This window comes from Mucilaginibacter sp. PPCGB 2223 (assembly GCF_001705515.1).
GTDB lineage: Bacteria > Bacteroidota > Bacteroidia > Sphingobacteriales > Sphingobacteriaceae > Mucilaginibacter.
Map to the genome: position 1 here is coordinate 44761 of NZ_MDJS01000001.1, position 12420 is coordinate 57180.

The 12420-nt window shown below is 47.6% G+C and carries 10 protein-coding genes and 1 tRNA gene; all 11 read right to left on the reverse strand.

The annotated features are described in order from the left end of the window. Positions 1–37: 37 nt before the first annotated feature. The 11 genes from BEL04_RS00205 to BEL04_RS00255 all read right to left on the reverse strand — a co-directional run bounded on the left by BEL04_RS00205 (position 38) and on the right by BEL04_RS00255 (position 12408). Positions 38–601 (reverse strand): RNA polymerase sigma-70 factor, encoded by a 564-nt coding sequence (locus tag BEL04_RS00205; protein WP_083227693.1) that lies wholly within the window; start codon positions 599–601, stop codon positions 38–40. A 114-nt stretch (positions 602–715) separates the two neighbouring features. After that, a complete protein-coding gene (mobC, locus tag BEL04_RS00210) occupies positions 716–2890 on the reverse strand; it encodes a conjugal transfer protein MobC (protein WP_254659494.1) in 2175 nt (724 codons plus the stop codon). Positions 2891–2892: 2 nt separating this feature from the next. Then, a complete protein-coding gene (locus BEL04_RS00215; protein ID WP_065998911.1) occupies positions 2893–4143 on the reverse strand; it encodes a relaxase/mobilization nuclease domain-containing protein in 1251 nt (416 codons plus the stop codon). Then, positions 4125–4535 (reverse strand): mobilization protein, encoded by a 411-nt coding sequence (locus BEL04_RS00220; RefSeq protein ID WP_065998913.1) that lies wholly within the window; start codon positions 4533–4535, stop codon positions 4125–4127. The genes BEL04_RS00215 and BEL04_RS00220 overlap by 19 nt, the downstream gene beginning before the upstream one ends. Positions 4536–4683: 148 nt before the next feature. Further along, entirely contained in the window at positions 4684–4974 is a 291-nt protein-coding gene (locus BEL04_RS00225; protein ID WP_065998916.1) for a hypothetical protein, read from the reverse strand. Then, on the reverse strand, positions 4971–5237 hold the full coding sequence (locus BEL04_RS00230; protein ID WP_065998918.1) for a helix-turn-helix domain-containing protein: 267 nt from the start codon (positions 5235–5237) through the stop codon (positions 4971–4973). The genes BEL04_RS00225 and BEL04_RS00230 overlap by 4 nt, the downstream gene beginning before the upstream one ends. A 92-nt stretch (positions 5238–5329) precedes the next feature. Further along, entirely contained in the window at positions 5330–6613 is a 1284-nt protein-coding gene (locus BEL04_RS00235; protein ID WP_065998920.1) for a site-specific integrase, read from the reverse strand. 249 nt (positions 6614–6862) lie between these two features. Next, positions 6863–6949, reverse strand: a tRNA-Ser gene (locus tag BEL04_RS00240). A gap of 77 nt (positions 6950–7026) precedes the next feature. Next, positions 7027–9102 carry an HD family phosphohydrolase gene (locus BEL04_RS00245; RefSeq protein ID WP_065998922.1) on the reverse strand — a complete coding sequence of 692 codons (2076 nt, stop codon included), beginning with the start codon at positions 9100–9102 and terminating at the stop codon, positions 7027–7029. 69 nt (positions 9103–9171) lie between these two features. After that, on the reverse strand, positions 9172–11904 hold the full coding sequence (locus BEL04_RS00250; protein WP_065998924.1) for a phosphoesterase: 2733 nt from the start codon (positions 11902–11904) through the stop codon (positions 9172–9174). A gap of 75 nt (positions 11905–11979) precedes the next feature. Next, positions 11980–12408 carry an SRPBCC domain-containing protein gene (locus BEL04_RS00255; RefSeq protein ID WP_065998926.1) on the reverse strand — a complete coding sequence of 143 codons (429 nt, stop codon included), beginning with the start codon at positions 12406–12408 and terminating at the stop codon, positions 11980–11982. Positions 12409–12420 lie beyond the last annotated feature (12 nt).

A 12420-nucleotide genomic window follows, 5' to 3' on the forward strand; every position in this document is an offset into this window, starting at 1 on the left:
GTGTGGGCGAGTGTCCTATCCGGAAAGGAAATATTTTTTAAAAAAGTTTAAAACTACTTAAAATAAAGGCGCGGACGGACTGCAAAGCAAAAGAAACCTGGTGCTTTACGGTATGGCGGGAGATATTGAGTTCATCGGCGATCTGCTGGTAATTCAGACCTTCGTCCATTTTTAAGCGGTAAATTTCACGGCGCTTAGGCGGCAAGGCGGCGATGGCTTTGGCGATCACGATATGGTATTCCTTTTGTTCAAGGCCGGAAGCAGGTTGATCCAAAGTTTGGCTCATGCCCTCCCAAATGGCCATTTTCAGGCGTTCATCAGCAGCGGTTTTGCGCAAAAAGTCCATGACCTTGTTGCGGGTCAGCTTAAAGAGAAAAGCGTCGATATTCTCGATTTCGCTGATGGTATGGCGCAGGTCCCACAATTTAATAAAGACTTCCTGGATAATGTCTTTGGCCAAAGCATCGTCTTTGGTCAGACGAAAGGCTAAGGTGTAAAGCGCGTTTTCATGCGAACGGAAGATGTCACTGAACAGCAATTCCATAGCCTCGTCAAGTGCGACTTGCGAAGGAAAGAGTGGATTTGCCTGCTTTTCAGCCATCTTAGTAACGTTAATTTCAGCCTAAGATAACGAAAAATTAATAAACAAATTTTTGTTGAGTGCGTTTTCTTCGCCGTTTACCTGAAAATACGCCCATTTAGGAGTATAAAATGACTACATAGATAGCGTTTGTTCCGTACCGTCATTCTTGATAGGTGATTTGACCGCACCGTTCTTAGGCTCGTCGGGTTCCTCATCAGTCGGCTGGTTTTTCATTCTCCGCAAGACTGACCGTTCCAACCGGCGTTCGCGCTTGTCCAGCCTTTTTTGCTGCCTGCGGCTTAACGGATGCCCGTCCGAACCGATGAGTGCTTTCTGTGTTTCGGGTTTAGCCTTTTCATCTTCCGGTTTCAAATCTGCCAACTGGCTCTTTAACAATTCCGCAATATCCGCCTTGACCTGGTTGTACGTTTCTGTCACCGTTTCCTCGCTTACCTGTTCCACCACAGGAATAGATTTATAATTTGCTTCCTCTTTCGCAATGGCCTCATGATCGTTCTGTATCCGGTTATGGAACATCTTCAGTTCGATCGGCTGCTCCGGATTATCGGCAACCATACCCACAAACTCGCCAGAAGATAAGGCCGCTATCTTGGACGCCGGTATCGCGTAATCCAGTTGCGTCGCTTTAGAGATCGAGGTATCGCTGCTATTGATGGTCATGCTATTCTTATCCTGCACGATCTTGCCAAAGTTTTCAGAAAGCTTTTTCGCCGTGTCCCCGGTCACCTGCCCGCTGATGATATTACCCACAATGCCTGTAATCACATCCGCCTGCTCGGCGCCGTAATCTTTTTTCAACTGGCTGAAATCCTGCACCGCTAAAGTGGTCGCTACCTTGTTACTCCTGGCCGTAGCAATCAGGCTGTCGATGTTATTAAAAAAGATCGTCGGGAACTCGTCAAAGATCAAACTACTTTTCAGTTTACCCTTTTGGTTGACCAGCTTGATCATCCTGGAAATAAATAAGGAGAGTACCGCCCCATAGATTTGCAGCTTCTGCGGGTTATTGCCCATGCAGATGATCTTGGGCTCCTCGGGGTTATTCAGGTCCAGTTGAAAATCATTGCCGGATAGCACATAATATAACTGCGGCGAAGCCAAACGCGCCAAACCGATTTTGGCGCTGGCGACCTGGCCCTCCAATTGCGCTTTGGCATTGTTATTATAAGCGGATATAAATGGATTGATCAGCGCCGTAATTTCCGGTTCTTTCAGCAATACGGCAAACAACTGATCATAATCGGCCTGCATCAGTTCAATGACATGCGGCAGGGTGCAGTATTTACCATCTTCATATTTACGCAAATACCAGATGATCGCCGTTAAAAAATTAATGGGGCTTTCGACGAAGAAATCGCCCTGCTTGCGTATCCATTCGCGGTTCAGTCCTAACATGATCGTTCTTGAAGCTTCCGTCGCGTCGGTAATATCGTTCATGCTTTGCGGGTCGAGCGGGTTACAGCGGTGAGTACGGTTCAGGTCGTCGAAATTGATCACATAAAAAGACGGTTTGACCTTGTAATTCACTTTATACTGTAAGAGCTTGTTATAGGCGATCTTGCTTAAATCGTCAAACTTAAAGTCATACAGGAAAATCGAAAAGCCCTTTTTGATATGTTGGTCGATGATGTGCCGGATCACAAAATAAGATTTACCCGCGCCGGGCGTACCGGCAACCAATAATCCCCTGAACGGGTTGATAAAATTGATCCAGCTATCTCGTACTTTGCCTTTGAGGTTGTACTTAGCGGACAGGTTAATAGAGTATTCATTTTCCAGTTTGCGTTCCTCTTGCGGAAAGGTTTCGTTTTCCTTATTGAAGATGTCCTTGTTTAGCTTTTCTTTGAGCAGGCGCGTTAACCAGGCCCCGCCGGTCATGATGAGCAGGTAACCGGTACCCGTTAACATCATATATAAAATAGCTATGACATTTAAAGAGACCGGCAGGTAAAATACCAAGATGCTGATCCAGTAAACGAGCATACCGCTGAAGAGATAAGCGATAATGCTTTTCCAGTTGATCTTTTCATCCGGCTTGCCTTTCACGCCGATCAGTGAAATGATGAGGCAAAGCAAGCCCGCCAGTTTGGGTTTCCACCATTGATTAAATAGGCCGGTTCGTGCCACATTGCCCACAATGCGGTCGGTAATGGTTGCCGTCCAGTGCCAGCTTTCAAATGCTTTATAGCATAGGATATAAAAATGGATGGCCAGTATAAAAATGCTGATGAGCCTGGTAAACTCTACGATCTTGCGTAGGCCCTGTGTATCTTCTCCCGTGTTCATAATTAAATCGTTAAATCCTGATCTTGTTGCTGTCCTTTGCGTTTCTTCTTTTTGCGCGTTACGCTCGGCGCGGCCTGCGGCTGGTATTTCGCCAATGCGATGGGTAGGTAATTCGTAGGCTTTGGTGATTTTAAATAAGTGTTTGGCTTCTGCTGTGTCTGCGTCTTGCCTTGTTGCTGTGCCTTGACTAGCCTGTCAATGATATCCAGCCTTTCTAAAATGGCTTTGGCGCTGTAGGTTTTGCCCAGGTCGCTGCCATTGAACACGGTTTTGTTACGGTGGTCTACGTAGGTGATGCCGTAAGTAAACCCTTTATCGTTGGTCCGGAATAGTATATTGATATTTTGCTGTTGCAGTTCTTTGATAAAAGTGCTTTTGGTGATGCTATTGTATTTGCCAAATACCTTTTCAATCGCTGCTTTTAGTGGTTCCCGGTATTGCTTGCGTCGTTCAATATTTTTATCAAACTCCTTCTGTAAGCGGGTTAAGGTCGGTTTATTATAGATGGAGCTGGCCTTGATCGGTACGCCGACCTGCTCGCATTTATCATTGACCAGGCTGTACAGCAAGCCACCCTTTTCCCGCATCAGCGTATTTTCGCCACCACGGTCGGCAACCACATTAAATTGCCGTAAAACGGCGTTAAACTCCGCCAATGAGGTGAAGCGGTAATCGCGGATAACTGCATTGACAATATTGGTGATCGCCCGTTTGGTTAAGGTTTTACCATAGACAGCTTTTTGCAGGTCGGCAGAATTGATGCCCAACTCATTACTGCGCGATCTGCCTTTCGCCTGTACTATGCCAAATTCTTTTTCCAGCGCGATCCGTGCCGGTTCGGATAATTTCCAGCCGATTCCATGCGTATCGATGCGGCTGCCGTCCGCTTGCACGTTCACGGTGGCGATATGCACATGCGTATGAGCGGCATCTTTATGCCGGTAAACCAAATAGGGCTGATCGCCAAAGCCGATGTGTTCCATATAGGCTATGCTGATCTGTTGCAACTGTTCATTCGTCAAATTGTCCTGTGCATCGAAATTGAGGGAAATATGTACCGCATTGGTTTTGACGTGGGTATTTAGGGCGGTCAGGTGCTCAAAACGTTGCAGTTTTTGTTGCAGGGTAAAGTGTACTGCATCGCCTGCAAAGCCACTGGCCAATAGTAAGTGGGCGTCGCCCGCGCTTACTTTGTTTTCATTGTAATACACCACGCCCTTGATGCTTTTACCGTTTACGAACCTTGCAACCATTTTACCGCTAACTGGTTAACGATGCTCAACAATTCATCCACCTTACTACCAACCTGCCTATATAAATCGGCGGTTTTGATTGCATAAAAGCTGCGCTGCGCATCGCTCTTACTACTATTAAAATACCGGGTCTGCTGGTTGATGTTGATGCCGATGGCTTTCAGCTCCTTTCGGATAAGCGCCATTTGCTCCATCGGCGCGTTCATGGACACATCCATGTAAAAGCATTTGATGGGCTGGTCTGATAAGATTATGCGGGCAACCTCACTGATGCTCTGGCAGCCGCTTTCCATCTTGATCTTTTCCAGCCGTTTGCCGGTGTCAGTGGTTACCCTGGTTCTGACGGGGTAATCGAGCAATGTATCTTGATCGATCGCTTTTTTCCTTGACATAGTTACGTTTACAATTGGCTTCCAGACGGCGCGATGTTCCGAGCGCCGTCCCGACCTCAAGGGCGGCAAGATGATTTTTGTGGACAAAAATCCATCTTGCTGCAAGCTGGTGCTTGCAGAAAATCGGCCTTTAAGGTCTTGCTTATTTTTAATTTAAGGACAGTAATCTGACCTGGGTTCCCTTGTAATAATTGTAGTTGGGCTTGTATTCGATATAGCCGAAAGCCACCATTTCTTTAATGCACTTGTGATAGGTGGCGGTGGAATAGATCCTTGCCAGTTCCATGAGCCGCTTCCGGGTTACCCTAAAAGGCATCCGGCAATGATTGGCCTGCCAGTAAGTGCTTAAAGCCATACACAAACTGAGATGAACCCGGCCCAACCGCTTATCCGCCTGTGCCTGTCCGAAAAAATCGGTTATATGTTTGATCTCGCTCATGGCCGTCCGCCCTCCATCATCAGCCGTATGTCTTCCCGTCGGTAATAAAATATACCGCCGACTTTAGTGAATTGGAGATCGCCGCTCACTCGCAAAGCCTGGAGCGTATTTGGTGATATGTGGAGCATTTTCCTGACCTGGCTGCTTCTGAGCCACTCGGTGTCTGACTTGGTAGTGTCCGTTTCGAGCAATTGCCTGATCTCCGCAACTAACTCGGCCTTAAATAACTGTAGGTCTTCTTTGGTGATGATTTCTGCTGCCATAGACAGCAAAAGAGGGGGAGATTTTAAGCAAGCTTTCGCAAGCGTCCCGGTAGTTGCGAACGAAAAAAGTGCAATTACCGGAACGCTACTGATCACTTCCTGTTGGGTTCTTCCGGCAGACAGATGGTCTGGAGTATCTGAACATCCGATATAAATTTGTTTTTGGTCAGCTTTGCTTTCAGGGTTTTCATATCCTTGTTGACTTTCATGCCGGTGATTTTTGCATAATGCAGTGTTTGCCGCATATTCTTATGACCCATCATTTCCTTTACCGATTCCAGCGGAACGTTGTTGCCGACGGTCACAGAGGTGCCAAAGGTGTGACGGGCGATATGGGTTTTCAGTTCTTTATCGATATCGCACAGAATAGCAATTTCTTTCAGATAGGCATTGTATTTCTGATTGCTTAAAACCGGTAATAACTGGTTACTGGCCAGGCATTGCTTGTCATACTGGTATTTGGTCAATATCTTTTGCGTGATTGGCAACAGGGGGATAAGTGAGGGCGTGCCGGTCTTTTGCCTGCCTTTATAGATCCTCAGCTCGCTGTCAACGCCGATATTGACTTCCGATTTTTTCAGTTGTTTGACGTCCGAGAAGGCCAGCCCGGTAAAACAGCAAAAAATAAATACGTCCCTTACCCGGCATAGCCGCTCGTTCCTGATCTCTTTATCCGCAATGGCCTGAATTTCCTCTTTGACTAAAAAGGTGGTTTCCACTTCTTCGCGGGTCAGGTCAAATTTGGCAAAGGGGTCTACGGGTAACCAGCCGTTATCCTTGCATTCAATGACGATCTTTTTAAGGTTGGCAATGTTTTTAAGTGCGCTGTTATGGCCAAGATTTTTAACCGTTCTGAACCAGTGATAAAGCTTTTTAACAAACTCCAGGTCTAAGGAAAGGATGTTGATCTCTTTGACCTGATACTGCGTGTGCAGGAAATCCGATACATGCCTGTAGGTAGTGTTAAAATTGGTCCAGGTACCTTTAGCCACGCCTTTCCCGATCATGGCTTTCATTTCATCATTGTGCTTTTTGAACAGGGCCAGGAGTTCCCGCGTCCGCTGTTCTTTGCCGCTTACAATGTCCATGATGGCCGATGCGGTAACGATCTTGCCGTTATCGATTAGCTTTCTTCTGGCATCGTAAACCTTGTTTTGCAGCACATCCAGGTAATGGTTAAGCTGCCGGGTATCCTCTTTCGTACCGGTGGCGCGGTTGGCTTTAGCGCTCCATTTCGATGGCTCCCATGAGCGTTTGACAGACACTTCTTTGGCTACGCCGTCTACGGTAATCCGCATGTAAACGTACATCAATCCTTCTTCATAATCTCTCGGCTTTCTTAAAAAGAATAGCAGGCCGAAACTTTTTTCTAACATAACAGTGCATTTTAAGTGAACAAATGTCGAAAATTCAGCCTGTAAAAGTCAAGATGTTTAGTGAGTAAACGTACTGTAAATCAAATGTTTACATTGTTTTCAGTGAGACATTTTTCTCGCAAAAATGTCTCACTGAATGTCTCACTAAAACTATGCGAATCGGGACATATTTTGAGTTTTTCTGTAAATTAAAAAAGCCTGTAAATTGATGATTTACAGGCTTTTAATGTGTTTTGAAGATTTTCAAAGCGGTGAGGGAGGGATTCGAACCCTCGGTACAGTTTCCCGTACGTCAGTTTAGCAAACTGATCCTTTCGGCCTCTCAGGCACCTCACCAATCTATACACCAATGTGCATATCCCCGTTTTGGGATTGCAAATATAGTAATTAGCCTATCCCATCAAAAAAAAATTTTAGGGATTTTGATAATCTATTCGCACATGGTAAATACTCATCAGCATTTTTTTGAAGATCATCTTGATAGTTTCGATATCTTTCAATGTTATGTCGCTGTCTTTCAGCTGTTCCTGGTCAAGCTTGTATTCGATAATGCGGTCGACCAGGGCATCGATAGCAGTGGCATTAGGTTCGTGCAGAGAGCGTGAGGCGGCTTCCACAGAGTCGGCCAGCATCAAAACGCCCGTTTCGCGCGAGAAAGGGATAGGGCCGGGATAACGGAAAGTATTCTCATCCACCAACTTTTCAGGAAAGTTTTTAAGGTACGACTGGTAAAAATAGTCAACCCGGGTATTACCGTGATGCGTACGGATAAAGTCGACCACGATTTCGGGTACGTTTGCTCGCCGTGCCATCTCCACACCCTTACTTACGTGGCGGATGATGATCTGGGCGCTTTCCTGGTAAGGCATCTTATCGTGCGGATTAAAACCCGAGGTCTGGTTCTCGATAAAGAACTGGGGGTTCTCCATCTTGCCGATATCGTGATACAAGGCGCCCGCACGTACCAGCAGTGCGTTACCGCCAATGGCATAAATAGCGCTTTCGGCAAGGTTGGCCACCTGCAGTGAGTGCTGAAAAGTTCCCGGAGCGGTGAATGCCAGTTTGCGTAATAACGGCGCATTGGTATTGGTGAGTTCAACCAGGCTGATATCGGACGTTAAGCCGAATATACGTTCGAAAATATAGATAACAGGTTGTGCAAGCAGTGTGAGCAGCACGCTTACGGCAAAAGGCAGGAAGTCGGCCCAGTCGATACTCTGGAAGCTGCCCTCGCGGATGAGTGATATGCCGATAAAAACTACCAGGTAATGCACCAGGATGATAAGCGCCGATATGAGGAACTGCTCCCGGCGGATCAGGTTCTTCATGCTGTAAATGGCCACCATGCCCGCAGTGATCTCCGTAAAGGCAAACTCAAAGCTGTTGGGTACGAAGAAACCGGCCACCAACACCACCAGAAGGTGTATGTTGAGCGCCAGGCGCGTATCGAACAGGATGCGGATGATAATAGGTACGATACAATACGGGATATAATACAGGTTTGGCAGCTGTTGCCTGATAGCAAAGGCCAGTGTAGCCAGCATGGCGGTAACAACCAGTAAGATCAGACTGATCAGGCGGTTATTGTAATAAATATCCTTACGGAACAGGTACAAAAACACCATCAGTAAGGTGATCACTATCGAAACGAGCAGGATCTGCCCCAGCAAAACCAAACGCGGGTCGCCGGTGATGCGTACATTGTCTTCGAAGGCTTTTTTAAACGATTCGAGTTTCTGATAGGTGTCCTGGTTGATGACAGAACCTTTGGCTACGATCACTTCGCCTTTTTCGACCATGCCCCGGGTTTGCGACAAACCATCAACTGCTTCGTTTTCGAGCCGTGTGGTCAGTTTATCATCAAAGGTGATATTGTATTGCAACCTGTCGCCGATAACGCCGGTCAGAAAGCCTTTGTCGAGATTTTTATATTGCGAAAGTGCCTGGTCGATATAAGTCAGTGCCGTTTCGCGCGTAAAGTATTGCGAGGTGTTGCCATCGGTAGCTACGTTATTGTGTAAAACCGTGATACGGTAATCTTGCGATTCCCGTTGAAACTTTTTATACAACGGCAGCACGCCCTTGTCATAAACCTCTTTTAACAGGTTATAGCCAACTTCGAAATATTTGGCTTTCAGGTCTTCTTTAAAGCCGGTGCGCCGCCATTTGATCTCGAAATCGGTTTTATAGCCCTCAAGGTTTTGTTTGGCCACATTTTCATCAAGCTGGTAAAATGGGGTAATGCTTTTAATGGCAGCTTCGCGATCCGTCTCAAGCTCGGCATCGGTTTTAAGTATGGCGAAGATGTACGGCGACACCAGGTCCTTCTGGTTCCATATCTTGCCTTTTTCGTACTCGTACCTGAATTTTGCCTGCTTGGGCAATGCAAAAACAATCAGCGCCACGCTTAAAAACATCATAAAAAACTTGACGTTACGTGCGTATTTACGCATTAATGCCTTTTGACGCGAAGGGCTAAGTGTTGCCATACCTTGTTTAACCAATCAAAAGTATAATAAGTTTCTGGTTTTAAGCGGTACGATGTTCAAATATCGGTGTCAATCGCCATCTTTATCCGCTTTATGGTCTTTATTTACCGGGTAAGGCTTCCTGCCCCTGGCATCGAACCAAAGCATTTTATTCAGCAGGTCGTCGTTACCGCCGTCGATATGCCTGTAGGGCGGTAGCATGGATATTTTGGCATAATATAACGCTGTGCCTTTCAGCATGGATGTCTGCTTGTTCATTTCATCGAGCGGGATACGGTTAGGCAGATGGGTATAAGCAAAAGCATCGGGGTTATTGTTAAATACATCGAACATGGGCAGGGCAGTAGCATCGACCACATTCATCGGCGGCAGGCCCAGTATCTGTTCGATAGTGCGCACCATACAGGTTTGGTTATAATTGGTGCGCACCTCTTTCTGCAAGCGCGAGTACGGACTGATGACATTGCCCGTGGTGCGGTAAGCCGAAACATGGTCCCAGCCGTCCTGCGAGTCGTCCTCGGTAACGAAGATCACACTCGAATTATAAAAACGGCTGTGTGAGATCGCTTCGACGATGCGCCCCAGTGCGAGGTCGTTATCGGCAACCATAGCGCGTGGCGTAGGCAGGCCGGGTTTTAAGCCGCCGGTATGATCGGCGGGCAGTGCTAAAACCATCAGTTCGGGCCACTGGTCGCCGGGTTTGGCTTCGTATTCTTTCAGCTCCTTGATAAACGCATCGGCGCGTATCTGGTCGTTGATAACGTGCGTATCATAACCCGGGTAATCCTTAGCCAATACCGGCCTTACCCTGGCGATGGTGGAGTAATTGGTAAATGCAAAAGGTTTGCCCTGCTTGTACAGGTCGTATATCTGGCTCCAGCCCAGGCGCTCGTCAAAAACAGGTGTGGCAGCTTCGCCGTAAATGCGCACGCTCCGGCCGTGATCGAGCGCGTTGTTCCAGATAAAGCCTTCCTTGTTGTAAACCATGGCATCGGTCTGCACGTGCGGGTAACTGCGGAACCACGCCCTTACATTCTTTTCCACATAATCGCTTACCATGCCGGCGTCCGTCCACTGGTGGCCTTCGGCCGATGATTTGCCCGACGCATAATAATTGTCCAACAACACAAAATCTTTGGCCAGTTGGTGCTGGTTGGGGGTAACGTTGTCGCCGTAGATGCACAGGTCATTATTGCCGTTGCCGCCGGGTAAATCGCCCAAAACCTGGTCGTAAGTACGGTTTTCTTTAATGATATAAATAACATGCTTAAATACCGACGGCTCGCCAATGCGCTCGGGCACCGGCACGGCGGCCATGTTTTTGCGCGGTAACCTGCGCGACAGGCCGGCCCTGAACGACAGGTTGAGCTTTTTTACCTTTTCGGTATAATCTTTCAGCGTCGGCCCGTCGGGTATTTGGATGATGCTTACCGTAGCTTCCTGATGGTGGCTGTTAAAAGCCTCTGTTTGGGGCGTAGCGTCTGATTTTTTGGTGCCATTGATAACCGCATCGCCGTTGATGGTGGTGCTGCTTAGCCTTGCGCCCTGGCCCTCCAGGTTACAGATGTACAGGTTGTCCCTGTCGGCAACCAAACCTGCCGGGTAAGCCCCTGTCGGGATAAAGCCCTGCACCTCTGATAAATCGCGCCCGTTGGTAGCCACGTTGGCGCCCAGCTTAACAACGGCCACGGCATTATCCATACCGTTGCTTACATAAAGCATGGTACCGCGGTCGCTGGTGGCAAGCCCGTTGGGCGAATCGCCGATAAAGGCTTTATCGTTTAAGTCGAGCCTGATATTGATCGAATCAACGGCAACGTATTTGGTAGCATCGAGCACATACACCTTATCGCTGTTACCATTGGCTACGTACAAAAACTTCTGGTCGGGGCTGGCAATAATCGCATTTGGATGCAATCCCACAGGTATCTGTTTAACTAAGCTGCCGCTGCGTGTATCAAACACCGAAACCGTACCCTGGCTTATACCGCCGGTGCGATGATCCACATAAGCATGCCCGTAAGGCACGCCTGCCGTTTCGTGGCTGATGGTATCGATTGGCTCGTTACCGCCCCAGTTGGTTACAAAAGCATTGCCGTTAACAACGCTCAGGCCGTAAGGCGCAACGCCGGTCGGCACTTTCCATTTAATTTTCTCATCATCCAGGCTCATTTTGACGAGCTGATTATTGCCGTTGAGCACCACGTACAGATAGTTAATGCCGCTTTCTTCAATAACCTTTAACTCATTCGGCAAGGCGAGGGGCGAGGAACCTTCAGCTTTAAATGCGATTGATTTTTTAAAGAAGATATGCACACCATCCCAACTGGCCATCATTACGTACGATTGTTTGGTGCTGGCCGCGCTCCAGAAAATACTTGTTTTGCCATATTGCTGCAGCACCTGCACGCCCGAAAAAGTGCTCATTACGCCCGAAAAGCGCTTCTCGTCGTTATAGCTCCAGCGGGCCGCTACCTCTTTAGTTTTGATGTTGATGATGGCGATGCCGTACCTGTCTTCGACCACCAGCATTTGCTGGCCGGGTATCAGTTTGCAATCGAGGCTATGGTTTTCGTAGCGCGAATCGCCAAAGTAAACCGTAACACCCGGCGGGTCGATAATGCGGTTATAAGGCATCAGGTAAGGCGCCGATTTGCCGTACAGTGTACTGTCGTCGTAGCCGATGCGGTAAGAGGCCTGGCTGTTGACACCTGCTGATTTAACGCCTGGCTGTGTATGGCAGGCGGTTAACAAAACAGCCGCTAATGATAGGTAAAAGGTTGTTTTAAGGGATGATCGCATGCCCAAAAGTATACAAAAACATCCGCAAAAGCGGATGTTCAATTGTATCAATTCTGCAACGCGAGTAGCTTTTGCTCAGGCTTTTTCCACAAACTCTTTCAGCATTTTGCCGGTGATCTCCGTCCAGCCCATCTCGAAGTTTTTGCGGGCAAAGTCGGCGTTATCAGCAGGGAAGGTTTCCAATCCTGTGTGCGTTAATTTTACCCGGGTTTTGCCGCCCTCGTCAAATAATTCCCAGCTAACAAACGACCGGCCGGCGTAGCCCACGTAAGCCCAGCTATGCGTTAGCTTTTTATTGGGGATAACCTCGGTTATCTCGCAGCGGTGCAGGTAGGTTTTTTCGGGCGGGCCGCCTTCAAACTCAAACACAAAGCCCACTTCGGGTTTAAACTCTTTTAACTGGAAATACCATAGCGCCATTTGGTCACGGTCGGTAATGGCCCGCCATACTTTCTCAACCGGGGCGTTATAAGTGCGCTCAATTACAAAAGGTTCGTTTTTCATAATTATTCAGAT